Origin of the sequence: Bacillus mojavensis (genome assembly GCF_012648005.1) — a bacterium.
Classification (GTDB): domain Bacteria; phylum Bacillota; class Bacilli; order Bacillales; family Bacillaceae; genus Bacillus; species Bacillus mojavensis.
On sequence record NZ_CP051464.1, the window covers coordinates 408,373 to 433,402 of the forward strand.

General features: G+C 44.2%; 24 protein-coding genes and 2 pseudogenes. 16 read left to right on the top strand and 10 right to left on the bottom strand.

The features are described 5' to 3' along the window. Positions 1–9: 9 nt before the first annotated feature. From tcyB to HC660_RS02065, 3 genes are all read right to left on the bottom strand, one after another. The gene (tcyB, locus tag HC660_RS02055) at positions 10–714 is read right to left on the bottom strand and encodes a cystine ABC transporter permease TcyB (protein WP_168746920.1); all 705 of its coding nucleotides are present in this window, start codon (positions 712–714) and stop codon (positions 10–12) included. Next, positions 701–1,507: a cystine ABC transporter substrate-binding lipoprotein TcyA gene (gene tcyA / locus HC660_RS02060; RefSeq protein ID WP_010333004.1), complete on the bottom strand. Its 807-nt coding sequence runs from the start codon at positions 1,505–1,507 to the stop codon at positions 701–703. The genes tcyB and tcyA overlap by 14 nt, the downstream gene beginning before the upstream one ends. A gap of 115 nt (positions 1,508–1,622) precedes the next feature. Then, entirely contained in the window at positions 1,623–2,495 is an 873-nt protein-coding gene (locus HC660_RS02065; RefSeq protein ID WP_168746921.1) for a transcriptional regulator BsdA, read from the bottom strand. Between the two features lie 88 nt (positions 2,496–2,583). Between HC660_RS02065 and HC660_RS02070 the strand changes: the two are divergent. From HC660_RS02070 to HC660_RS02090, 5 genes and pseudogenes are all read left to right on the top strand, one after another. Continuing rightward, positions 2,584–3,199: pseudogene (locus HC660_RS02070) on the top strand (non-oxidative hydroxyarylic acid decarboxylases subunit B). Positions 3,200–3,201: 2 nt separating this feature from the next. Then, positions 3,202–4,623, top strand: a complete 1,422-nt coding sequence (bsdC, locus tag HC660_RS02075; RefSeq protein WP_168746922.1) for a phenolic acid decarboxylase BsdC — start codon at positions 3,202–3,204, stop codon at positions 4,621–4,623. Between the two features lie 16 nt (positions 4,624–4,639). Beyond that, complete coding sequence (gene bsdD / locus HC660_RS02080; protein WP_010333008.1) at positions 4,640–4,867, top strand: phenolic acid decarboxylase subunit BsdD; 228 nt, start codon at positions 4,640–4,642, stop codon at positions 4,865–4,867. Continuing rightward, complete coding sequence (locus HC660_RS02085; RefSeq protein WP_168749361.1) at positions 4,864–5,328, top strand: pyridoxamine 5'-phosphate oxidase family protein; 465 nt, start codon at positions 4,864–4,866, stop codon at positions 5,326–5,328. Before bsdD ends, HC660_RS02085 begins: the two co-directional genes overlap by 4 nt. Before the next feature lie 73 nt (positions 5,329–5,401). Beyond that, complete coding sequence (locus HC660_RS02090; RefSeq protein ID WP_168746923.1) at positions 5,402–6,247, top strand: alpha/beta fold hydrolase; 846 nt, start codon at positions 5,402–5,404, stop codon at positions 6,245–6,247. A gap of 35 nt (positions 6,248–6,282) precedes the next feature. On the opposite strand, the gene HC660_RS02095 is transcribed toward HC660_RS02090, so the two are convergent. After that, complete coding sequence (locus tag HC660_RS02095; RefSeq protein ID WP_010333011.1) at positions 6,283–7,761, bottom strand: peptide MFS transporter; 1,479 nt, start codon at positions 7,759–7,761, stop codon at positions 6,283–6,285. Positions 7,762–8,041: 280 nt separating this feature from the next. Between HC660_RS02095 and HC660_RS02100 the strand changes: the two genes are divergently transcribed. Next, entirely contained in the window at positions 8,042–9,796 is a 1,755-nt protein-coding gene (locus HC660_RS02100; protein ID WP_168746924.1) for a right-handed parallel beta-helix repeat-containing protein, read from the top strand. Between the two features lie 16 nt (positions 9,797–9,812). On the opposite strand, the gene HC660_RS02105 is transcribed toward HC660_RS02100, so the two are convergent. Further along, positions 9,813–10,034, bottom strand: a complete 222-nt coding sequence (locus HC660_RS02105) for a YczF family membrane protein (protein WP_010333013.1) — start codon at positions 10,032–10,034, stop codon at positions 9,813–9,815. Positions 10,035–10,162: 128 nt separating this feature from the next. On the opposite strand from HC660_RS02105, the gene gerKA reads away from it, so the two are divergent. From gerKA to HC660_RS02120, 3 genes are read left to right on the top strand one after another with little or no spacing between them, the layout of a single operon-like run. Continuing rightward, positions 10,163–11,791: a spore germination protein GerKA gene (gene gerKA / locus HC660_RS02110; protein WP_010333014.1), complete on the top strand. Its 1,629-nt coding sequence runs from the start codon at positions 10,163–10,165 to the stop codon at positions 11,789–11,791. After that, a complete protein-coding gene (locus HC660_RS02115; RefSeq protein WP_168746925.1) occupies positions 11,781–13,001 on the top strand; it encodes a Ger(x)C family spore germination protein in 1,221 nt (406 codons plus the stop codon). The genes gerKA and HC660_RS02115 overlap by 11 nt, the downstream gene beginning before the upstream one ends. 26 nt (positions 13,002–13,027) lie before the next feature. After that, positions 13,028–14,152, top strand: coding sequence for an endospore germination permease GerKB (locus tag HC660_RS02120; protein ID WP_168746926.1), 1,125 nt, complete (start codon positions 13,028–13,030; stop codon positions 14,150–14,152). Between the two features lie 100 nt (positions 14,153–14,252). Here HC660_RS02120 and HC660_RS02125 read toward each other — a convergent pair whose 3' ends face one another. Both HC660_RS02125 and HC660_RS02130 read right to left on the bottom strand, forming a co-directional pair. Continuing rightward, positions 14,253–14,933, bottom strand: a complete 681-nt coding sequence (locus HC660_RS02125; protein ID WP_168746927.1) for an ABC transporter ATP-binding protein — start codon at positions 14,931–14,933, stop codon at positions 14,253–14,255. A gap of 15 nt (positions 14,934–14,948) precedes the next feature. After that, positions 14,949–16,403 carry an ABC transporter permease gene (locus tag HC660_RS02130; protein ID WP_168746928.1) on the bottom strand — a complete coding sequence of 485 codons (1,455 nt, stop codon included), beginning with the start codon at positions 16,401–16,403 and terminating at the stop codon, positions 14,949–14,951. A 212-nt stretch (positions 16,404–16,615) separates the two neighbouring features. Between HC660_RS02130 and yclJ the strand changes: the two genes are divergently transcribed. From yclJ to phrC, 4 genes are all read left to right on the top strand, one after another. After that, the gene (yclJ, locus tag HC660_RS02135; protein ID WP_010333020.1) at positions 16,616–17,299 is read left to right on the top strand and encodes a two-component system response regulator YclJ; all 684 of its coding nucleotides are present in this window, start codon (positions 16,616–16,618) and stop codon (positions 17,297–17,299) included. After that, positions 17,286–18,701, top strand: a complete 1,416-nt coding sequence (gene yclK / locus HC660_RS02140) for a two-component system sensor histidine kinase YclK (protein WP_168746929.1) — start codon at positions 17,286–17,288, stop codon at positions 18,699–18,701. The genes yclJ and yclK overlap by 14 nt, the downstream gene beginning before the upstream one ends. 177 nt (positions 18,702–18,878) lie before the next feature. Beyond that, entirely contained in the window at positions 18,879–20,027 is a 1,149-nt protein-coding gene (rapC, locus tag HC660_RS02145) for a response regulator aspartate phosphatase RapC (RefSeq protein WP_168746930.1), read from the top strand. Further along, positions 20,011–20,133, top strand: coding sequence for a phosphatase RapC inhibitor PhrC (phrC, locus tag HC660_RS02150; protein ID WP_010333023.1), 123 nt, complete (start codon positions 20,011–20,013; stop codon positions 20,131–20,133). The genes rapC and phrC overlap by 17 nt, the downstream gene beginning before the upstream one ends. 104 nt (positions 20,134–20,237) lie before the next feature. On the opposite strand, the gene HC660_RS02155 is transcribed toward phrC, so the two are convergent. The 3 genes and pseudogenes from HC660_RS02155 to HC660_RS02165 all read right to left on the bottom strand — a co-directional run bounded on the left by HC660_RS02155 (position 20,238) and on the right by HC660_RS02165 (position 21,989). Next, positions 20,238–20,330, bottom strand: a complete 93-nt coding sequence (locus HC660_RS02155) for a YjcZ family sporulation protein (RefSeq protein WP_026014660.1) — start codon at positions 20,328–20,330, stop codon at positions 20,238–20,240. A gap of 85 nt (positions 20,331–20,415) precedes the next feature. Next, positions 20,416–20,505: pseudogene (locus HC660_RS02160) on the bottom strand (YjcZ family sporulation protein); the annotation flags it as partial. Positions 20,506–20,624: 119 nt separating this feature from the next. Then, positions 20,625–21,989, bottom strand: coding sequence for an aspartate kinase (locus HC660_RS02165; RefSeq protein ID WP_168746931.1), 1,365 nt, complete (start codon positions 21,987–21,989; stop codon positions 20,625–20,627). 385 nt (positions 21,990–22,374) lie between these two features. Here HC660_RS02165 and yclN point away from each other — a divergent pair, with 385 nt between their 5' ends. Genes yclN through yclP form a run of 3 tightly spaced genes read left to right on the top strand, consistent with a single transcriptional unit; the run spans position 22,375 to position 25,017 of the window. Then, the gene (gene yclN / locus HC660_RS02170; protein WP_010333025.1) at positions 22,375–23,325 is read left to right on the top strand and encodes a petrobactin ABC transporter permease YclN; all 951 of its coding nucleotides are present in this window, start codon (positions 22,375–22,377) and stop codon (positions 23,323–23,325) included. Further along, positions 23,318–24,265, top strand: coding sequence for a petrobactin ABC transporter permease YclO (gene yclO, locus HC660_RS02175; RefSeq protein WP_024120217.1), 948 nt, complete (start codon positions 23,318–23,320; stop codon positions 24,263–24,265). Before yclN ends, yclO begins: the two co-directional genes overlap by 8 nt. After that, positions 24,259–25,017 carry a petrobactin ABC transporter ATP-binding protein YclP gene (yclP, locus tag HC660_RS02180; protein ID WP_168746932.1) on the top strand — a complete coding sequence of 253 codons (759 nt, stop codon included), beginning with the start codon at positions 24,259–24,261 and terminating at the stop codon, positions 25,015–25,017. Before yclO ends, yclP begins: the two co-directional genes overlap by 7 nt. Positions 25,018–25,030: the final 13 nt, after the last annotated feature.

The window sequence follows — 25,030 nt, forward strand, 5'->3', positions numbered from 1 at the left end:
GGAACCTCCTTATTTGGCCACGTAGCGGTCAAGACGCCGTTCGATGACATGCTGGACGAGCGAAAGCAAGAAGCAGATCATCCAATAAATAAAGGCCGCTTCAATATAAATGACTAAGATCTGATCGAGATTCCGCGCGCCGATTTCCTGAGCTTTTCTGAACAGCTCAGCGACGAGAATCTGAGACGCAAGCGATGTATCTTTGATCAGACTGATAAAGGTATTGGATAATGGCGGGATTGACACACGAAACGCCTGCGGCAAAATGACGCGGAACAGCGTCTTCTGGTGTGTCATGCCAATTGTATAGCCAGCTTCCCATTGCCCCTTCGGCACGGATAAAATAGATGCCCTGATGATTTCAGATGCATAGGCGCCGACGTTTAAGGAAAAGGCAATAACTGCGCTTGGAAAAGGATCTAGTGTAATGTTAAAGGCCGGGAACAGATAGAAAATGATGAACAATTGAACGAGAAGTGGCGTGCCGCGTATGGCGGATACGTATACGCTGAACACCCATCTCAAAGGTCTCATTTTCGACATTCTGGCAAGCGCCGTAATCAGCGCCAGTATCATTCCGAATATAAAGGAAAGAATCGTAAGGGGAATCGTATAGTAGATTCCCCCTGAAAGTATCGGCCAGAATGACTGCTGCACCAGATCCCACGGGATCGCCGTGCCAAGCGTCAGTGCCGGTATATTATTTAGAAACATCTTCGCCGAACCATTTTTTAGAGATTTTAGAAAGAGTCCCGTCCTCTTTCATTTCTTTTAATGCTTTGTTGACTTGGTCGACAGCCTCACCGCTTCCTTTACGGAACGTGAAATACGTTTCCTGAGGGTCGCCTGTTTCAAACGCAATTTTTACGTTTTTGTTGCCTGATGTTTTTAAATAGTTTAATACGGCAAGCTTATCGTTGTACGTCATGTCGACGCGGCCTTGCTGGATCATTTGAAGGGCCTGCGCCATGCCTTCAACGCCTTCTACTTTCGCGCCGGCATTTGTAGCTAGTTTGTTATAGTTGCTTGTCAGTGATTGAGCTGACGTTTTTCCTTTTACGTCTTTTTCAGACTTAATATCGTTGTTGTCTTTTTTCGTCACGACAACGGCTCTTGATGTTGTGTATTTGTCTGAGAAATCATATTTGTCTTCACGATCTGTTTTTCCGACTTGGTTGGCAACGACGTCAAACCGTTTGGAATTCAGGCCGGCAAACATGCTGTCCCACTGTGTTTCCTTAAATTCGGCTTTCAGTCCAAGGCGTTTTGCGACTTCTGTGATGACTTCCACATCATAGCCAGTCAGTTTGTCATTGTCTTTGTCATGATAAGTGAACGGTTCATACGTTCCTTCTGTACCGACTGTCAGTACACCTTTTTTCTTAATTGAAGCCCAAAGATCGCCGTTTTTTCCGTTATCTTTTGACTGATTGTCATTTCCTGCTCCGCAAGCTGCGAGAACTGCAATGCTTACGACCATGAATAAAGCTAAAAGTGCTTTTTTCATTCTATTCCCCACTTTTCTGATTAATTTTATTGAAATAAAAAAATAGCTTACAAATCTAAAGGATAACTTTTTTTTAGTATGAGTCAAGTATTTGGTTTTCATGAGACAAAAACACTTAAAATAAATTCAAAAATTGCTGCACCGGTTTTGGCAAATAACTGTCAGTTCTCCACATGACAGCCGGTGTCATAACGAAGGGATTGTTATTAATTTTAACTGTGTGAATATGGTTTCTCATATGAACAGGAATCATGGTGACGGGCAATATGGACGCGCCAAATCCTGATGAGACGAGACTGAGCAGTGTTGCTGAGTCGTGGCATTCACAAACAATACGCGGCTCCAGCTGAAGACGCTGAAATTCATTCATGACCTGATTATAAACACCTTTTCCGTTCACAGGCCGCAGCAGAATCAGCGGGAAAGAAGGGATATCCTCCATTTGGATGGTGTCTCCGCATGTATACCCAGCATCATCAGAAAGAACGAGCACACATGGAATGTCGTCAAGCTTTTTAAATTGTACAGTATCGCTTTTTATCATGGTTGTCGTGACAGCGGCGTCGATTTGCCGGCTTTCCAGCAGCTCTAACAGCGTTGCCGGCTCGTTTTCCCAAATATTAAAGGTGAGGTGCGGATATCTTTCTTTCATTTGCGTCACTTTCTCAAGCATTAGAGCCGCGCAATAAATCGTCGAACCCACAGCCAGCGTGCCGGCAACCTCCTCCCTGAGCTCTTGCACCTCTATGACTGCATCTTCAAACCTGTGCAGAATCTCTTTGGCTCTTTTGAGAAAAATGCTTCCTTCATATGTAAGGGTCATTTGTTTTTTCTTATTGCGGTCAAACAATACAACACCCAGCTCATCCTCAAGCTGTTTGAGCTGCCTGCTTAACGGCGGCTGCGCCATATGGAGCTTTTTGGCGGCAGAGGTGATCTTTTGTTCTTGGGCAATGGTAATGAAATATCGCAGCTGACGGATGTCCAAAGAAGCGCCTCCTTTTATATACCTTTTAGGTATTGAATATAGATTTAACGAATATTTTTCATATGGATATATCAGGAGTATGATTGAAATGAAGACAGAATTCAAGCGTAAAGGAGGGGCAAAATTTGAAACTCGTTGTCGGTATGACCGGGGCAACAGGGGCTATTTTCGGTGTTAGGCTATTAGAATGGCTGAAGGCAGCGGAAGTGGAAACCCATCTCGTTGTGTCTCCTTGGGCTAACGTTACCATCAAACATGAAACAGGTTATACGTTAAAAGAAGTTGAAAAGCTGGCCACATACACATACTCGCATAAGGATCAGGCGGCGGCCATCTCCAGCGGCTCGTTTGATACCGATGGCATGATTGTGGCGCCGTGCAGTATGAAATCGCTTGCGAGCATCCGTACCGGGATGGCGGATAATCTGCTGACTCGCGCGGCGGATGTCATGCTGAAAGAGCGAAAAAAGCTCGTTCTCTTAACAAGAGAGACACCTTTAAACCAGATTCATCTCGAAAATATGCTTGCACTCACAAAAATGGGTACGATTATTCTTCCGCCCATGCCGGCGTTTTATAATCAGCCGAGCAGCTTAGAAGAAATGGTCGACCATATTGTATTCAGAACTTTGGACCAATTCGGCATACGCCTTTCTGAGGCAAAGCGCTGGAATGGAATTGAAAAACAAAAAGGAGGAGCTTGATGATGGCTTATCAAGATTTCAGAGAATTTCTCTCTGCCCTTGAAAAAGAGGGACAATTGTTAACGGTGAATGAAGAGGTAAAGCCTGAGCCAGATCTGGGAGCAGCTGCACGGGCAGCCAGCAACCTCGGCGATAAAAGCCCCGCACTGTTATTTAACAATATTTACGGCTACAACAATGCGCAAATCGCGATGAATGTCATCGGCTCTTGGCCGAACCACGCAATGATGCTCGGACTGCCGAAAGATACACCGGTGAAAGAGCAGTTTTTTGAATTCGCGAAGCGATATGAACAGTTTCCGATGGAGGTCAAACGCGAAGAAACAGCGCCATTTCATGAAAATGAAATCACAGAAGACATCAATTTGTTCGATATCCTGCCTCTTTTCAGGATTAACCAAGGAGACGGCGGTTACTATTTAGACAAAGCATGCGTCATCTCTCGTGATCTTGAGGACCCTGAAAACTTCGGAAAACAGAATGTCGGCATATACAGAATGCAGGTAAAGGGAAAAGACCGCCTCGGCATACAGCCTGTGCCGCAGCACGATATTGCGATCCATCTGCGCCAAGCGGAAGAACGCGGCATTAATCTTCCGGTCACGATTGCGCTCGGATGTGAACCGGTCATTACAACTGCGGCATCCACTCCGCTTCTCTATGACCAATCCGAATACGAAATGGCGGGAGCAATCCAAGGAGAACCGTACCGCATCGTAAAATCAAAGCTGTCTGACCTTGATATTCCATGGGGAGCAGAAGTTGTGCTCGAGGGAGAAATCATTGCCGGAGAACGTGAATATGAAGGCCCATTCGGTGAATTTACAGGGCATTATTCCGGCGGACGCAGCATGCCGATTATCAAAATTAAACGTGTGTATCACAGAAACAACCCGATTTTTGAACATTTATACTTAGGCATGCCGTGGACAGAATGTGACTACATGATCGGTATTAATACTTGTGTGCCGCTGTATCAGCAGTTAAAAGAAGCGTATCCGAATGAAATTGTGGCTGTGAACGCCATGTACACTCACGGGTTAATCGCGATTGTATCAACAAAAAACCGCTACGGCGGATTTGCGAAAGCGGTCGGCATGCGAGCGCTCACAACCCCGCACGGTCTAGGCTACTGCAAAATGGTTATCGTTGTCGACGAGGATGTCGATCCATTCAACCTGCCGCAGGTCATGTGGGCGCTCTCTACAAAAATGCATCCGAAACACGATGCGGTCATTATACCGGATTTATCAGTTCTGCCGCTTGACCCGGGATCAAATCCATCAGGAATCACACACAAAATGATTCTTGACGCCACAACACCTGTTGCGCCAGAAACAAGAGGCCATTACTCACAGCCGCTTGATTCTCCATTAACAACAAAAGAATGGGAACAAAAACTAATGGACTTGATGAATAAATAGGAAAGGATGATTTGATATGCATACATGTCCTCGATGCGATTCGAAAAAAGGAGAAGTCATGAGCAAATCGCCTGTAAAAGGCGCCTGGGAAGTCTATCAATGCCAAACATGTTTTTTCACATGGAGATCCTGTGAACCAGAAAGCATTACAAATCCGGAAAAATATAATCCAGCCTTTAAAATCGATCCAAAAGAAACAGAAACAGCGGTTGAAGTCCCCGCTGTTCCAGAACGAAAGGCCTGATCGGCGTGAATCAACTATCAGACCGTCTCTATGAGCTGCTTGACGGTGAACGCCTGAAAGAGAAGCAGCATGAAGCCTTCGTTCTGCAGACGGTATCAGAGGACGGCTGGCCGCATGCCGCCATGATCAGCGCCGGAGAAATCATCGCCCTGAATCGGACGGATATCCGGATCGCCCTGTGGAAACACACAGAGACCGCGGGAAATATCCTTCGTACGGGACAAGCTCAGCTCACTGCATGGTGGAAGGGAGCTGCTCATTACGTGAAACTGCAATGTGAGCCGCTCCCGCCGCTGAACGATGCGGTCTATGACAGGGAACGCTTTGCCTGCCGTATCACTTCAGCTAAGGAGGATGCTGCAAAGTACGCTGATGTAACTTCCGGCGTCAGGATACAGCTTCATCATGCTGACGAAGTGCTGAACAGATGGAAAGTGACGCTGGAGGAATTAAAACGATAAATGAAAAAGCCTGACGCCATGCGTCAGGCTTTTATTTTATAATGAAACATATAAAAACAAAGGGGCGTGAGGAATGGGCACAAAGGGGATCTGTCATTCAGACGGTTTTGATTTATCTTATTGTCTTGTAGGAGAGGGCGCGCCGATTCTCGTGGTCGGCAGTGCGGTTTACTACCCGCGTCTATTTCATGAGGATATCAAACAGAAATTTCAATGGATCTTTGCCGATCACAGAGGTTTTGCCAAGCCGGCACGGGCGCTGCGGCCGGAAGATCAAAGCCTGGATGCGGTGTTGGACGATATTGAAGCGATAAGACGCCATCTCCAGCTTAAGGATTTTATCATCATGGGGCATTCGGGGCACGCGTTTATGGCATTAGAATACGCTAGAAAATATCCTGAGCATGTGCGGAAGGCCGTCCTTCTCAATTCAGCGCCTGATAACAGTCAAAAGAGACAGCAGGACAGTGAAGCGTTTTTTAGGGAAACAGCCAGTCCTGAGAGAAAGAAACGTTTCGAAAAAGATATTGCTAGTTTAGCAGGTGACATAGAAAAAGATCCTGAAAGACGTTTCGTGCACATGTGCATTCGCGCTGAAGCGAAAAGCTTTTATAAAGAGAGACCGGATGCGGCAGCTTTATGGGAAGGTGTTTCCACCAATATGCCAATCATAGATGAATTATGGGGACATACCTTCGCGCAGATGAACCTCATACAGCGGTTAGCAGACGTTCGTGTTCCTGTCTATATCGGTTTAGGAAGGTATGACTATTTGGTTGCTCCTGTATCGTTGTGGGATGCCGTTGACGGCTTATATCCGCATGTGAAAAAGGTCATCTTTGAAAAGAGCGGGCACCAGCCGATGCTGGAGGAACCGCAAACCTTCGAGCAAAGCTTAATAAAATGGATAGACGAATAAAAATCCCGCAGGGCTGATCTGCGGGATTTTCTTTATTATAGGATACCTTTCATCGCACGTTTGATGATCGGTGAAATCAGCAGCAGAATGCCGCCGAGTATGATAGAAATCAAGCCGATAGTACCGAAGTAAGTTGTTTCAGGTATTTTATCAAACAACCCGGCTACTTGGGCATTGATTGCTTGGGCTGCTGCGTTCGTCAGAAACCACATACTCATTGTCTGTGCAGAAAATGCAGCTGGCGCCAGTTTTGTTGTAACGGATAAACCGACTGGAGACAGGCACAGCTCTCCCAGTACGACAAGCAGGAAACTGAGAACGAGCCAAAGCGGACTGACGAGTGCTTCTTTTCCTTGCATGGCAGGGAATACCATGATAATAAATGACAAGCCGGCTAAAATAATTCCGAACGCAAATTTAACTGGTGTGGACGGCTGGCGTTTGCCAAGCTTCATCCAAAACCATGCGAAAATTGGTGCGAAAATGACGATAAACAATGGGTTTAATGATTGGAACCAAGATGACTGAAGTTCTAATCCGCCCACTGAAAGCCTTGTGCGTTCGTCAGCGTAAAGCGCAAGAATAGTTGCTCCCTGTTCCTGAATGGCCCAGAACATGACAGCAGCAATAAACAAAGGAACGTAAGCGGCAAGACGAGATTTTTCTGTTTTGTCCGCTTTTTTGCTTGTAAACATGATAATGAAATAAACAATAGGAATCAAAATACCGAGAATACTTACAAGGTCGATGAACCGATTGATCGTCAGCAGACCTGTTTGCAAAGCAATAATCACTGCGACCGCCACAATGATCGCCCCGATGCCAGTGCCAATTGCTGATTTTTTAGACAGCGGGTTCGGCACATTTGAACCTGCAAACCCGAGGTTTTTCTTTCTTGTCAGAGCAAATACGATAAGTCCGAGTAGCATTCCGACTGCGGCAACTCCGAAGCCAAGATGATAGTTGTACTTCTGTCCGAGTGTTCCGACAATTAACGGCGCAAGTAAACCGCCGAGGTTGATCCCCATGTAGAAGATGCTAAAACCTGAGTCGCGGCGCGCGTCTTCTTTTGTATAAAGATCTCCAACCACGCTTGAAACGTTTGGTTTTAATAAACCTGTCCCGATTATGATAAGCGCCATACTGATATAGAATGCTGTCGTGCTGCCTGGAAAGGCGAGTGCAATATGGCCGAACATAATGAATATCCCGCCGTAAAACACAGTGTTTGCAGTACCGAATAACCGGTCAGCGAGCCATCCGCCAATAATAGTGGACATGTATACGAGAGATCCGTAAATTGACATAATAGCAACCGCAGTGCCTTTGTCAAAGCCGAGCCCTCCGTTTACTGTCTCTGTATACAAATAGTAAAGAAGAAGTGCTCTCATGCCATAGTAGGAGAAACGCTCCCAAAATTCAGTAAAAAACAGAGTAAATAGTCCTCGCGGGTGACCAAAGAACCCTTTTTGCGGGACGCTTTTGATGATAGTTTCGTTATCAATCGAAGCCATGTCAGCCAAACCCTTTCTTAAAAAAGTGTATTATAAAAATCATATTCTTATATAATACTTGTGTCAATATAAATTATACTTATTTCAAGAAGTTCCAGAATGGAAAAACTATAAGGGTATAAAAATAGTGAGTTTTTCCTGTTCCTTAAGTCTCATTTTGTTACATTTTCTAACGATAGTATTTCTTTATACTTTTTTAATAAAATTTTAGAGAAATGTACAAGCGGATCAGGCTGCCGCGAATATCATAGTAACAATCATGCAGGAGGAGGCTGGATCATTGGCTGAATTCATCTTGAATGCAGCAGATTTCGGTATTTTAGGGGACGGAAAAACGGATTCGACAGAACTGATTAATCAATGCCTCAAGGCGGCTGTTTCAAAGGGGTACCATACAGTCTGGTTCCCGAAAGGAACATATTTAATTGACGGGACACTTGGAGGGGATGCGAATCAGTTGTTTCGCAACGCTGGGATTATTGTTCCCGGCAATCTTCATATTGTCATGGACTCTGAGTGTATTATCAAAGTCATTCCTAACAGCTCATGGGGGTATTCTGCATTTTATGTAGGCAAGCAAGAGAATATAACCATTTCCGGTGGACAAATTATCGGCGAGCGCGATGAGCATACGTATGCGTCAGCGGGAGTAAGGTCAACACATGAATGGGGCTTCGGCATTTGTATTGAAGGGTGTTCGAATGTTGTCGTTGAGGATGTCAACATTTCTGATTTTACCGGAGATGGGATCATTGTCAGTCCGCGGGGCTTAAAGACAAATGACGATTATCGAACATCAAAGCACATTACCATCCGCCGCTGTAAGGTTCGGCGATCAAGAAGAAATAACATTTCGATTACCGGATGTGACACAGTCACGGTGGAGGGCTGCGTGATTGAAGATGCCGGAAGGGGAAATGGAACAGCGCCGAAATTCGGAATTGACATTGAAGGATATGGTGAAGGAAATATTGATTATGAGGAACCGATCAATGTTTCGATTCGCAATAACTATTTTAATGGAAACGTTTCAAGTTCTGTGACCAATTTTAACGGGTACGGCATTTCAATAGAAGGAAACCACTCAGACAATACGATCAGCTATGGGTACGGCACTCAAACGGTTATTAAGGGGAATATTCTCAGAAGGGCGGGAGACGGGGCTGCGGCGCCTAGAGTCGGGATTACCGGACTGGGTGTTTCACAAGGAAAAGAAAGCAGTGATGCAGTGATCGCTGGCAATCTTATTACCGGATTTTCAACTGGAATTGATGTCAGGGGAAAGAGCGTTCTTGTCACGAACAACAAAATCAGCAATTTTGAAAACACTGGGATATTGGTTTATCAGTCTTCCGACGTAAAGGTAGATGGCAACCAGATTCAAAACGGACTCTCTGGAACAAGGCGCAGTACCGGTCTTCGGGCGGTGCTGTCTGATGATACCGCATTTCTGAATAACTGTCTTATTCAAGTCATCGACGGGGTGAACATTTCAGGAGGCGATATGATTATTAAAGATAATGTGCTGAGAAAATTCAGCCGCGGCATTTGGATCACTCAAGGAAACGCGGTGATCGAAGGAAATACACTGAACCCCGATGCGTTTGAAGCGCCCCTTGAGTCGTATGCCGTTTCTGTTACAAACAATGCTGGCGCGATCATTAAAAACAATACATTTAAAAACTTTAAAAATTACCCGATTTACTGTACGACAAGTGCAAAAACCTCTATAATCGGAAACCACTTTGAAAGATCTCCTCTTCTAGTAACCATCTATATCAGCACCGGCGTTCATGATATTTTTGATAACACCATATCAGTCAATAGAACAGCCGGCAAACCAATTGTGATTTATCTCAACGGCTCCTCAGGCTCTATCATTTCAGGAAACACCATCAACAATCTCTCCCCAAGCACGGCGGTGGCTATTCAAACGGACACCTCAACGAATTCCACCATCATCGGAAATCGAATCATCAAAGGAACCATCACCACTAACAGCAGAGATAAGGTAAACGGCAATATTATCGTCTGAACAAAAGCGCCTCGCTCTAGGGGCTCTTTTTGTTCGATTTATAGATCGCGAATATATCTCTCGCCAATATCAAAACAAAAAATAATAGCATCGCCCATTCCGCAACCGATGTCATCTTGAAGCTGGACATATTATTATAAATGGCTTTTCCCAAACTGAATCCTTGAAGCATATCCATAGAAACTGAAATCACTAACAAACAAATTAATAAAACAGCCGTCACGCCTAATATTTTCATCCTTCATCACCCTCCGCTTTTAGTGTCTATCTTTATGAGAGAGTTATACCCCGATCGCCCAGTCACATGCATAATCCTGAGGCTAACAGGAAGAATATGAGAAAACGATTAGGAAAGGTATTTTGTGTATGCCGTCATTTTTTAAGCAAAAGAAAAATACCGAAACGAAAGACAGCCAGAAACAAGAAGATAGAAATCAGCAGAAAAAAGAACAAGGGCCCGTTCTGGCTTCCTCAAGTTTGGCGAAAAATGTGGCGGACGTGAAGAAGAAAGTCGGAAGCAGCTCTGATGTCATCATTCGGGAAGTGAAAGCAGGGGAACAGGATAATGTTCACCTGGCCATTATTTATGTCGCAGGTTTGGTTGATAATAATACGATTCATGAATCGTTAATCGAGCCTTTGATTCAGGATCAAGCCATCCAAAACGCCCATGCAATGAAGCAGATCCTTGAAAAAACGCTTCCGCTGGGCGGCGTAAAAGCTGAAAAGAGCTGGGACAAGCTGTTCACTGAATTGATGCTTGGAAATGCGCTGGTTTTTGCGGACGGTTCTGATGAGGCGCTTATTTGCAGCACCCAGGGGGGAGAGCACCGCTCCATTCAAGAGCCGAGCACCCAGGTGTCATTCCGTGGCCCGCGCCAAGGGTTTACAGAGTCTTTGCAAACCAATATTTCCATGATTCGGCGATATATTAAAAATCCCAATGTATGGGTCGAAAAAATGAAAATCGGTTCTGTGACCAATACGGATATCGCGCTTATGTACATTCAAGGCATTTGTGATGAAAAGGTGCTGAAGGAAGTGAAGCAGCGCCTGAAAAAAATAGACATTGACAGTATTTTGGAATCCGGATACATCGAGCAGCTGATCGAAGATGAAACGTTTACGACGTTTCCGACCATGTATCACACGGAACGCCCTGACGTCGTCGCAGGAAATCTGTTAGAAGGAAGATTTGCGATCGTTGTGGACGGAACACCGTTTGTTCTGATTGCCCCAGCCTTATTTATTCAATTTTTTCAGTCTGTTGAAGATTATTATTCACGCTTTGACATTGCGACAAGTATACGGATTTTGCGGATATTTATCTTTTTTATTTCACTTGTCGCACCGGCTGTTTATGTGGCAGCCACGACGTTTCATCAGGAAATGATTCCGACACAGCTGTTAGTCGTCATTGCTGCCCAGCGGGAAATCGTTCCGTTTCCGGCCGTTGTAGAAGCAATCACAATGGAGGTTGCGTTTGAGATTCTCAGGGAAGCTGGGGTCAGATTGCCGAGGGTTGTGGGATCGGCTGTGTCCATTGTAGGCGCGCTTGTTATCGGCCAAGCTGCTGTTCAGGCTGGTATTGTGTCTCCGGCAATGGTCATCATCGTTGCCATAACGGCCATTGCCAGCTTCGCAACGCCGGCGTTTGCCATGGCGATATCTGCCCGCCTCATTCGGTTTATTTTTATCATTGCTTCTGCCGTAATGGGTTTTTACGGGCTGGTATTAGGAATTATTATGATGTTTGTTCATTTATGCAGCCTGCGTTCCTTTGGTGTTCCTTATATGTCGCCGCTTGCGCCCTTTTCTTCACAAGGCGTGAAAGACACGCTGTTCCGTGTTCCTTGGTGGGCCGATCAAAAAAGGCCCGAATCCATCAGCAAGAAAGATAAGGTCCGCCAGGGGAAAGACCAGCGTCCTCAGCCGGATGGTTCACGCGGAATGGTGAACAAAGAGTTGAGAGAAGGAGATCATGATGATACGTAAACGTGTATTAGCCGTTATCATGCTTTTGAGCATCATTGTGCTGCCCGGCTGCTGGGATAAGCGCGAGCTGACAGATCTTGCGATTATTTCGGCAATCGGTATTGATCGGACAAATGAAGGGAACTACGTCCTGCACTTTCAGATCATTAATCCCGGAAACGTCGCCGGAGGGCTTCAGGGCGGGGGTGCGGGGGACAGACCGCCTATATCCGTCTATTCCATAGTAGGTGACAACATGACGGAAGCGCTTAGGAAAGCCTCTATGAAAGTATCCAGGCGGCTTTACTTTGCACATACCAACCTGGTCGTGGTTAGTGAAAAGCTGGCGAGAGAGGAAGGTTTGAATTTTGTGTTAGACAACCTTGACCGTGATACGGAATTCAGGACAACGGCAACGATTGTCATCGCCCATAAAACGAAAGCCGAAAACATCGTCAAAACGCTTACGCCGATTGATAAAATTCCGTCCAATAAAGTCAACAAAACACTCGACTTCACGCAAGCGCAATATGGGCGGGTGATTAAAACCAGTATCCAAGATGTCTTGAAAACACTTGCCATCACCACAGAAGCGCCGGTGATCCCCGGATACAGGATGATCGGGGACGATAAAAAAGGAGTCAGCCTGGAAAACACACAGGCGACTGACCCGCAAGCCATTCTTCAGGCGAACGGTCTGGCGGTGTTTGATAAAACAGGCCACTTAAAATATTGGATTGAGGATAAGGAAAGCGTTGGGATCGTCTGGCTTAAGAATCAAATCCAGCACACCTTTATTAATGCCGATTGGGGCAAGACAAAAGATGCGGTAAGCTTACAGGTCACGCATCAGGCAACAAAGCTTACCCCGGAGATACGAAACGGCCGTCCCCGTATTCATGTTCACGTGACGGTTGAAGGCATAATAGACGCAGTAAAATATCCATTTCATTTGTCTGATCCAAAGGTGTTAGCCGATATCGAAAAAGCACTCAACAAACAGCTGGAAAAGGAAATTACCCATGCGGTTGAAAACATAAAGGAACATAAAATTGACTTCATCGGATTTGGAGACACGATATACAGAAAGTATCCGAAGCAGTGGGAAAAAATGAGGGATACATGGGACAAAGAATATTTGCCTGATCTGCCTGTCGATGTAAAGGCGGAGACCTATATCAGAAGAACAGGGCTGCGAAATAACCCGCTCAGAAACCAGCTTAATCGATGAATAGGTCGAGAAAGGAGAAGTGACAGATGGAAAAAGCCAAAATCAGCATTAGGCAGCTGTTTGTCATGATGATCATATTCGAGCTGGGCAGCTCCTTATTGATTACCCCGGGAACAATGGCGGGCCGGGATGCCTGGATCGCTGTGCTATTAGGCTGTGCAGTTGGTTTGTTTCTTTTTTACTTGTATCAGGGGATCTATCAATGCTATCCGGATTTCTCCCCAAAAGAATACATGGATGATATGCTCGGAAAAAAACTGAGCTGGACCTTTTCGTTTCTATATATCTTATATTTTGCATATATTGCCGCCCGGGTGCTGCGTGATTTCGGAGAAATGCTGCTGACATTTGCTTACCATGATACTCCGATTATCATCGTAAATGCTTTACTAATGGTGGTCTGCATATATGCCGTCAGAAAAGGAATTGAAGTGCTGGCGAGGGCGGGTGAGCTTCTCTTCGGGGCCATGTATCTATTGGGTGCGCTCGGTCTCGTGCTGATCATTGTATCGGGTTCCATCGATCTGAAAAATTTAAAACCAGTTTTAGCAGACGGGGTTTTCCCTGTTATTCATTCTGTTTTTACACAAACCATGTATGTGCCGTTCGGTGAAGTTGTTTTATTTGTCATGATTTTCCCCAATCTCAATGATCGCAAGAATGTCAAAAAAGTGGGGATGCTCGCTATGGTCATCAGCGGATTGATTGTGGCGCTTACCGTAGCGATTAATATCAGTGTGCTTGATGTTGATCTGACATTGCGATCGCAGTTTCCGCTTTTAAGTACGATTCAGACAATCAAAGTAGAAGAATTTCTGGATCGGCTTGATATCTTTTTTATGCTGGCACTGATTATCGGCGGCTTCTTCAAAGTCAGCCTCTACCTGTATGCGGTGGTGGTGGGTACGTCCACTCTCTTTAAGGAAAAAAATCCTTCACAGCTGGCATATCCAATGGGACTGGGCATACTCATCCTCTCCATCACAATTGCCACCAATTTTTCAGAGCATTTAAATGAAGGACTGAAGGTAGTGCCGCTGTACATTCATTTGCCCTTTCAATTGCTGTTTCCATTATTTCTGTTTATCCTCGCTGTTTGGAAAAAGAAAAGAAGAGAGAAATCAAAGCAGGCTGATAAACAGAAACAATAAAAAGAGCGGAGGGATGCAGCCGCCGCTCTTTTACTGTTCACATCTATATAAAAGGGGGATATAGGTTGCGCCCCTGTCTGCACTGGCAGAGGCGCGTTTTTTATACGACTGCGGCGTTTTCCGTCACAGTAAAGCTTCCTCGTGAAAGTCTGATGTTTATATCAGATACCCGTGCAATTTGTTCATCATGCGTCACCATGATAATGCATTTATTTTCTTTGTGCGCCAAATCCTGAAAGAGCCGCACAATTTCTTTTGACGTATCCTCATCAAGGTTTCCGGTCGGTTCATCAGCTGCGATTAAATCGGTGTCACAGCAAAATGCTCTTGTAATGGAAACACGCTGCTGCTGTCCGCCGCTTAATGTCAGCACCTTTTGCCGGGCTTGTTTTTCATTGATGCCGACCTTCTCCAGCATCTCCAACGCATATGCTTCTTTGTTCTTTTCCTTTGAACCTGTGATTTCCATGGCGGTTGTCACATTTTGCAGAGCGGTCATATATGGAAGCAGGTTGTACGCCTGAAAGACAATTGATACGTATTTATTTCTGAAATTCGCCAGTCCGATTTTGGAAACAGCTTTTCCGCCATAAAGAATTTGTCCTTCTCTAGGTGTGTCAAGTCCGCCTGCCAGAGACAGAAAGGTCGTCTTTCCTGTCCCTGAAGTGCCGACGATTGTATAAAATTTACCTTTTTCAAAACTGATATTTATATCTTGAAACAAGGGCTGGCTTTTGTCTTTATACCAATAGCCGACTTGTTGAAATTCTAATAAGCTCATTCGATTCGCCTCTTTCTATTCCTGTTTAGTCAATATTGTTTTCGGGTGGAGCCGCAGTACTGAAATAGACGGCAGCAGCGTTGCAATGACAGCGATTACCATTCCGATTCCGCCGAGAACAAGCATATCGTTCATAGAAACGGCCACATTCAGTGAATCAATGACGTCCGCGTTTGAAGAGCTTTGGCCGAACATTCCGTGGCCCATGCCGCCCCCGCCGCCGGGCATTTGGCCGCTTGCGGTTTGTGTTGAATCAGTTGATGAACTGATCTGCTGGGATAAAAGCTGATTTCCGAGCTGGTTCGCAACTAGATTTCCCGTCAATGATGCAATGCCAATCGCGATAACAGCCACGATCAGAATCTCAGTTAAGAACTGTCCGATCAGTTTCCAGCGTTTTTCACCGATCGCCATTAACACACCCATCTCATATTTGCGCTCTCTGATTGACATCATGACAATGAGGCCTAGAATGACAGCGCCTGCCGCTGATACAAGGTACACAACGTTTTTAGAGAAAGAAGCTACATTTTCAATCGGGCCGACCATTTGCTGGTAAAGCTGATCGTTTGTATTTAATGTAAACGTATCAAAGTCAATTGATGTTTTCTTCGCTGCTTTAACGAATGCATCAATATGTTCAGCATCGTCCATAACATAAACAGCTGAATCAATCGTATTTTTATAATCGTCACCTTTCAGAGCTGCTGTTGCTGTGTAAGGTGTGTAAAGCTTATTGTAAGGATTTAAGAATGAGAAATTCTGGGCTTGGTCATCGCCTGAAGACGTTGTTTTATAAAGACCGACAATCTTCAGTTTGACTGTTGTGTCTTCGTCTGTTGCTGATTCAATTGTGATGGAATCCCCAACGCTTAGATCATTTTCTTCTGCTAATGTCTCATTGATCACTGTGACTTTTTTGCCGACATCAGATTTTGTAATCGCGCGCCCATCTGTGATTTTTGCATTTCCGTCAGAGAATTCCTCTAACAGCGACGTGCTGATGACACCTTCAATCGAAAGATCGGCTTGAACCATTTGTTTCCCGCCTTGCATTGGAGCGGCTTTTGTATCGCTTGAGCTTGAGTCTGTGCTCGAATCACTGGAGCTTGAGCTTTCAATCGCATCGAAGTTTCCGGCGTTGGCTGAAGCTGATGTAATGAAGTTGTAGCTCTTCACATGATCAAGCGCTGTCAGCTTATTGGCATCAGACACTTTTATCGGTGTAGATTCGAAGCTGCGTTTTTCACCGCTGTCCTGCTGCTTCTCCATTTGTTTTTGGCGGTCAACTTGAAGGGTAACGGTTCCGCCCAGCTCCTGTCTGGCAAGGTCGCTGGATTTTTGAGCTGCTGACTGGATCGTGAGGCCAGACAGAACAAATATACAAATGACTGTAAACACAAATAACTGCAAAAACGTTTTTCCTTTTTTGGCCCTCATGTTCCAAAAAGCCCGTTTGATAAAATTCATTTATGTTCCTCCGTATAGGTATTTTTATGGATAAGACCGCCTGTGAGGCAGGCCCGCTTGTTGATAAATTTATAGTAGTCCAAAGGTATGAAAAAAATATGAACAATCTATTTCTAGTTGATGAAATAAAAACTAACAATTGTGGAACCTAAAATCTTCTGTATAAAATGGTGCTATTATAGAAAAAAGCATCTAAACAATCGGAGGAACCAATGAAAATTTTAATGATAGAAGATAACGTTAGTGTTTGTACGATGACAGAAATGTTCTTTTTTAAGGAAGGTTTTGAAGCTGAATTTGTTCATGACGGTTTAGAGGGGTATCAGCGTTTTGCGGAAGGAAATTGGGATTTGGTGATTCTGGATATTATGCTTCCGTCTATGGACGGCGTAACCATCTGCAGAAAAATAAGGGAGACAAGCACGGTTCCGATTATCATGCTGACTGCCAAAGACACCGAATCAGATCAGGTGATCGGCTTTGAGATGGGTGCGGACGATTATGTGACGAAGCCATTCAGCCCGCTGACATTGGTTGCCCGCATCAAAGCCGTGATCAGAAGATATCAGGCGACGGGCAAGGCGGCAGTGGAAGAAGATACGATTGAATCGGAATGCTTTAAAATTAATAAAAAGACAAGAGAAGTATTTTTAAACGGAAAGCCTGTTGAAAACCTTACACCTAAGGAATTTGACCTGCTTTATTACCTTGTGCAGAACCCGCGGCAGGTGTTTTCCAGAGAGCAGCTGCTAGAGCAGGTATGGGGCTATCAGTTCTACGGAGACGAACGGACTGTCGATGTCCATATTAAACGGCTGCGGAAAAAGCTTGCAAGTGAGGACAGGCCTTTCCTATATACTGTATGGGGAGTAGGGTATAAATTTGATGAGGATTAAATATTTATATCAGCTGCTGCTGAGCCATGTCAGCATATTAATTTTAGCATTTGTTATCATTATTTCTCTTTTTTCTCACTTCGTGAAAGAGTTTGCCTACCAAAATAAAGTAGAGGAACTGACGTCATATGCGGTGCAGATTGCAAGCGAATTTCAAACCGGCCAGGTTGATATACGCCGGCTATACCCATATCAGGACATTTTAAGGACAAGAAAAACACAGTTTCTCATCTTTAATGAAGACCAGGTGCCTTATTTTCACCCTGAAGACTTTCACCCAAGGGAAAAGCTAAAGAAAGCGGAGTGGGAGAAGCTGAAAAAAGGGCAGACAGTCATGAACAGAGCGGATGGCCGCTTTAACGATGAGGTTTCCCTTGTGGCACAGCCGATTTTTGTTAACAATGAATTTAAAGGTGCGGTACTGCTGATTTCTCCGATCAGCGGCGTTGAGCAAATGATTAATCAGGTCAATCTCTATATGTTTTACGCGATGATCAGTACGCTTGTCATTACCATTCTCGTCAGCTGGCTGCTCTCCAAATTCCATGTGAAACGAATTCAAAAGCTGAGAGAAGCAACGGATAAAGTAGCTTCCGGCGACTATGATATTCACTTGGAAAACAGCTATCGGGATGAAATCGGGGTGCTGGCGTCTGACTTTAATATCATGGCAAAGAAATTAAAGCATTCAAGGGATGAAATCGACCGGCTCGAGAAGCGGAGAAGGCAGTTTATTGCCGATGTATCCCATGAATTAAGAACGCCGCTGACAACCATTAACGGTTTGGTTGAAGGGCTGAACAGCAATACAATTCCAGAGGAAAATAAAGAAAAATGCTTCTCGCTCATCAGTGAGGAAACGAAGCGAATGCTGCGGCTCGTCAAAGAAAATCTCGATTATGAAAAGATCAGATCACAGCAAATCACTTTGAACAAGCTTGACGTTCCACTGATAGAGGTATTCGAAATCATTAAAGAGCACCTTGAACAGCAGGCGGATGAAAAGCAAAATCAGCTGGTGATTCAGGTGGAGGACAGCGTGATCGTTCATGCCGACTATGACCGGTTAATCCAAATCCTCATGAACATTACGAAAAACAGCATCCAATTTACACAACACGGGGACATTTGGCTGCGGGGAACAGAAGGATATAAAGAGACCATTATCGAGATTGAAGATACGGGAATCGGCATTTCAAAAGAGGATATCGAGCATATTTGGGAGCGATTCTATAAAGCTGATATTTCAAGAACGAACACGGCGTACGGAGAATACGGCCTCGGCCTCTCCATCGTCAAGCAGCTTGTGGAAATGCATCAAGGTACAATAGACATTAAGAGTGAACAAGGGAAAGGCACAACATTCATTATCCGCTTTCCTTTACCTGCAAAACAGCATTAAATCATGCAAGGCGGCGGCATATCATCAGATGCTGCCGCCTTCTTTCTCATATCGCTTCGGTATTCCTTTTTTTATTGCGTGCTCCCGAAATAAAGTTTGCGTGTTTTTCGGGTTAGGACAGTCTGTAAACATGATAAAATATGACATAAACAGTTTTTGATGGGAGAGGGTGAAGGAATGAAGAGCGGGGTAATTCCTTCTTCAGCGGTCGGTCAAAAAATTAACGAGTGGTACAAATATATCCGGACCTTCAGTGTACCGGATGCCGAGGTGCTAAAAGCTGAAATCCAGCAGGAACTGAAACACATGCAGCATGACTCCAACTTGCTGTTATATTACTCACTAATGGAATTTCGCCACCAGCTTATGCTTGATTATCTCGAGCCGCTGGAGAAATTAAATATCGAAGACCAGCCAAGCCTGTCTGAATTATCACGAAATATAGACAGCAACCAAGCTGACCTAAAAGGGCTTCTTGATTACTATGTGAATTTCTTCCGCGGAATGTATGAGTTTGATAAGCGGGAATTTATTTCTGCCATTACATATTACAAACAGGCGGAGAAAAAACTTTCTTTTGTTTCCGATCATATTGAACGGGCTGAATTTTATTTTAAAATCGCGGAAGCTTATTATTATATGAAGCAAACGTACTTTTCATTGATTCATATCAAGAATGCATATGAAATTTATGTAGAGCAGGAAACCTATAATGTTCGGATTATCCAATGCCATTTCGTGTTCGGGGTTAACCTCATGGATGAGAGAAATTTCGAACAAGCCGCACGGCATTTTAAATTGGCGCTGGAGATGGCGGAAGCGGAACAAAGAGCCCAATTGGTTGGAAGAGCATTTTATAATTTGGGGCTGTGTTATTACAATCAAGACCTTCTCGACCCTGCCATTGACCATTTTGAGAAAGCAGTTTCTACTTTTGAAAACAGCAGAATCACCAATTCTCTGCCTCAGGCATATTTTTTAATAACACTTATTTATTATAAACGCGGAAAACATGAGAAGGCTTCGGAATATCACAAGAGGGGCTATGAATATGCTAAAGAAACAGACGATGCAGATTACGCGGTAAAATTTGAGTTTTTACAATCCCTATATCAGGCACAGCCCAACACAGAAGGAATCGAACGATGTTTTCAATACTTAAAAAATAAAAATATGTATGCTGATATAGAGGATTTAGCCCTAGAAGTAGCAAAATATTACTATGAACAAAAATGGTTTGAACTGTCTGCTTCCTACTTTCTTAGAGTTGAAGAGGCAAGAAAACAAATACAAAGGAGTGAAGGTTTGTATGAAATTGAAATCTAAGTTATTTGTTATTTGTTTGGCTGCAGCAGCTGTTTTTACAGCGGTTGGCGTCTCTGCACATGCTGAAGCATCCGACTTCCATGTCACAGAAAGAGGAATGACGTAAGAACCAGGCCCCTTCTCAATAAGAGAAGGGGTTTTCTTCTAAAGAAACAGCGACGCAGGATATGGATCTTACGGCGCCGCCTGATTCATGGAGATTCCTTTTTCTTAGTAGCCTCCGTTAAAAAATGCAGCTCCCACGATAATCAAGAGGATAAATAACACAACAATCAAAGCAAAAGAGTTTCCGTAACCAGACATCTGATGCCACCTCCCTGTGAGATTACTTTATGATATGCTGCATAAACGCAGCGGACAGGGCTTTCAGATAGGGATTGAAAATTGTAAAGGCAGTACCTACGATAATTAATAGAATGATTAAAGCGAAAGAACCGAAGCCGTAACCGCCACCGTTAGAGTATCCTGACCTCCCTATGATGGATGCGGAATCGGCCAGATGAATAGGGGAATAGTGGACAAGGCAAGAATGAAAAATTCATCGATCGACGCGGACAATATAAAAGGCGGGCTCTGCCGCCCGCTTTTATGTATAGATTAAGAGACCAGCACTCCCGCGAAAAACTCCCGGTATAATGCTTGGACGGCTTTTCTTTCTTCGGCTTCTTTTACGCCGAACATCATGCTCACTTCAGAAGATCCTTGGTTAATCATTTCGATATTCACTTTTGCCTCTGATAAGGCTTTGGCTGCTCTTGCCGTTGTGCCGACATTATGACGCATTGCTTCTCCTACAACCATAATGAGCGCCAGATTGTGCTCGACAATAACTTCATCGGCATGAAGATCCTCTTTAATCTGCTTCATTACGCTTCGTTCAACCGAAGCATCCATTTGACCCTGTCTTAAGATGATCGTCATGTCATCAATTCCCGATGGAACATGCTCATACGTCAAACCGTGTTCTTCAAGGATTTGCAGGGCTCTGCGGCCAAATCCGATTTCTCTGTTCATTAAATACTTGCTGATATAAATACTGCAAAAGCCGGTATCGCTGGCAATACCGACGACAGGACCGTTTGTGTTATCGCGTTTGCTGACGACGCGTGTTCCGTTCGCCGACGGGTTGTTCGTATTTTTGATCTGCACGGGAATGCCCGCTCTGAAGGCCGGAATGAGCGCTTCATCGTGAAACACTGAAAAGCCTGCGTACGACAGTTCGCGCATCTCTCTGTATGTCAGCTCGTGGATTTCCTTCGGGTTGTCAACAATGGAAGGATTAACAGAATACACAGCATCTACATCAGTAAAGTTTTCGTACAGATCGGCCTGAAGACCATTGGCCAAAATAGAGCCTGTAATATCAGAACCGCTCCGTGAAAATGTCATCACATCGCCATCCTTGCTGAAACCGAAAAAGCCGGGGAATATGATGAGGCCTTCACGCTCTCTCAGCTGATAGAGATTTTGATACGATTCAGGCAGCACCTGCGCGTTGCCGGGTTCATTAGTTACAAATAGGCCTGCATCTTTCGGGTTTACATATTCCGCTTTCACGCCTTTGTGGCGGAAATAGGCGGCGATCAGCTTAGCGTTGTTATCCTCACCGCTTGCTTTGACAGCGTCCAGATATTGTTCGGGATTGCTTTTATCTCCTTCTAAAAGCGTAAACAAATCATCGCGGATTTTTTCTATAATACACGGCTCAAGCTGAAGCTCATTTGCGATCAGAGCATAGCGTTCAATTACCGCTTCCGCCAGTTCAGGGGAGCTTCCAGATGATAAATACTGTTCAGCACATGTGATTAAGAGATCAGTCACTTTCGTATCCTCGGAATAGCGTTTGCCCGGAGCCGACACCACTACAGCTTTGCGTGCGGGATCTGAGGTTACGATTTGAAACACCTTTTCAAGCTGTGCGCCTGAAGCGAGTGAGCTGCCTCCGAATTTAACGACCTTCATGTTTACATCTCCTAATGTTTAAAATTTTCACACAAATTTAGTATTTATTATCCCTCTTTCAGTTTTGTAAATCAAGGGGAAATTTCTATGTGGAAAGAACATTTGTATTTACAGAGAGGAATTATGTCAGGTTTGATGCCGAAGTTGAAGCATAGTGAAGATAAATATGGTAAACAGACTAACGATTTGTGATGGAAAATGGTTTGAATTATGAGTAAAATTGAATAGATAACGAGGTTAATATTTTTAAAGAATATTGACTAACACTAAAAAAGTGGTAATATGTAAATGATAATGATAATCAATTACTATATGGCCATATTGTTTTGAGTCCTTGCGGAGTAGGAGATACGTTCTTTTTGCTGTAAGGATGTAAGGAGGCAGCATGAAGTTACGTTACTTATTTTTTCTACTTATCATACTAGCAGTCACTTCTGTATTTATCGGCGTAGAAGATCTGTCGCCGCTTGATCTCTTCGATCTAAGCAAAGAAGAGGCATCAACGCTCTTTGCCAGCCGTTTGCCGCGGCTGATCAGCATTTTAATCGCAGGGATGAGCATGAGCATCTGCGGCCTGATTATGCAGCAGATCACCAGAAACAAATTCGTGTCACCGACGACGGCCGGCACGATGGACTGGGCGAGGCTGGGAATCTTAATATCCTTGCTTCTGTTTACATCGGCAAGTCCATTAATGAAAATGCTGATTGCTTTTGTCTTTGCTTTAGTTGGTAATTTTCTGTTTATGAAAATTCTTGAAAGAATTAAGTTTAACGACACCATCTTTATTCCGCTTGTCGGTTTAATGCTCGGGAATATCGTCAGCTCAATCGCGACGTTTATCGCGTATAAATATGACTTGATCCAAAACGTGTCATCATGGCTTCAGGGGGATTTCTCCTTAGTTGTGAAAGGGAGATACGAGCTTCTCTATCTGAGTATTCCGCTTGTCATCATTGCCTATGTTTATGCGGATAAATTTACAGTGGCGGGTATGGGAGAAAGCTTTTCTGTCAACCTCGGCCTCAAGTATAAGCGGGTTGTGAACATCGGGCTCATTATCGTATCCCTGATTACGTCACTTGTCATTTTGACTGTCGGTATGCTTCCGTTTCTCGGTTTAATCATCCCGAATATTGTATCGATTTACAGAGGAGACAACCTGAAAAACAGCCTGCCGCACACTGCGCTGCTGGGAGCGGTTTTTGTTCTGTTTTGCGATATATTGGGCAGAGTCATTATCTTCCCTTATGAAATCTCGATTGGTCTGATGGTCGGAATCATCGGCAGCGGCATTTTCCTGTTTATGCTGTTAAGGAGAAAAGCGTATGCGTAACCAGATGAAAATTGCTTTGCTTGTTGGTATAGCTGTTGTATGTATCGGTTTATTTCTGTTTTATGACTTAGGCAATTGGGATTACACACTGCCGAGAAGAATCAAAAAAGTCGCTGCCATTATGCTGACAGGCGGAGCGATTGCGTTTTCAACAATGATCTTCCAAACGATCTCGAATAACCGCATCCTGACGCCCAGCATTTTAGGCCTTGATTCTCTCTATATGCTGATTCAGACCGTCATTATCTTTTTGTTCGGTTCAATGAATATCGTAATCATGAATAAAAACATCAACTTCATCATCTCTGTGTTGCTGATGGTGCTGTTTTCTTTTGTTCTCTATCAGATCATGTTCAAAGGTGAGGGGAAAAATATCTTCTTCCTTCTGCTCATCGGAATCGTGTTCGGCACGCTGTTCAGCAGCCTGTCTTCCTTTATGCAGATGCTGATTGACCCGAATGAGTTTCAGGTTGTGCAGGACAAAATGTTTGCCAGCTTTAACAACATCAACACTGATCTATTATGGCTCGCCTTTATCATCTTCCTGCTGACCGGTATCTATGTCTGGCGTTTTACGAAATTTTTTGACGTGCTTTCACTCGGCCGTGAACACGCTGTCAATTTGGGCATTAACTACGACAAAGTTGTTAAACAGATGCTGATCGTGATCGCGATTCTTGTTTCTGTTTCTACAGCGCTTGTCGGCCCGATTATGTTCTTGGGGCTTCTCGTCGTCAACCTGGCGAGAGAATTTCTGAAAACATATAAGCATTCATACTTAATCGCAGGTTCTGTTTTAATCAGTATTATTGCGTTAGTCGGGGGACAATTTGTGGTTGAGAAAGTATTCACCTTCTCAACGACGCTGAGCGTTATTATTAATTTTGCCGGCGGGATTTATTTTATCTACTTGCTGTTAAAGGAGAATAAATCATGGTAGAGGTCAAAAATGTAAGCAAACAATATGGAGGGAAAGTTGTCCTTGAAGAGACGTCAGTCACGATTCAAAAAGGCAAAATCACCTCGTTTATCGGTCCTAACGGCGCCGGCAAAAGTACGCTGCTGTCTATTATGAGCCGCCTGATCAAAAAGGATTCCGGTGAGATTTTCATAGACGGAGAAGAGATCGGAACCTGCGACAGCAAAGAGCTTGCCAAAAAAATGAGTATTTTAAAGCAGGCGAATCAAATTAATATCAGACTAACCATTAAAGACCTTGTCCGTTTCGGCAGATTCCCCTATTCACAGGGACGGCTGACAGAGGAAGACTGGGTTCATATCAACCAGGCGCTCAGTTATATGAAGCTGGAGGAGATTCAGGATAAGTACCTGGATCAGCTGAGCGGCGGACAGTGCCAAAGGGCGTTTATCGCAATGGTCATTGCCCAGGACACGGACTACATATTTCTTGATGAGCCGCTGAACAACCTGGATATGAAACATTCAGTTGAAATAATGAAGCTTCTGAAGAGGCTGGTAGAGGAGCTTGGAAAAACAATCGTGATCGTGATTCACGATATCAACTTTGCTTCCGTCTACTCTGATCATATCGTTGCTTTGAAAAACGGCCGAATTGTAAAAGAGGGGCCGCCGGAGGAGATCATTGAAACCTCTGTGCTCGAAGAAATCTACGATATGACCATCCCGATTCAGACGATTGATAACCAAAGAATAGGTGTTTATTTTTCTTAATATACAGAAGAGG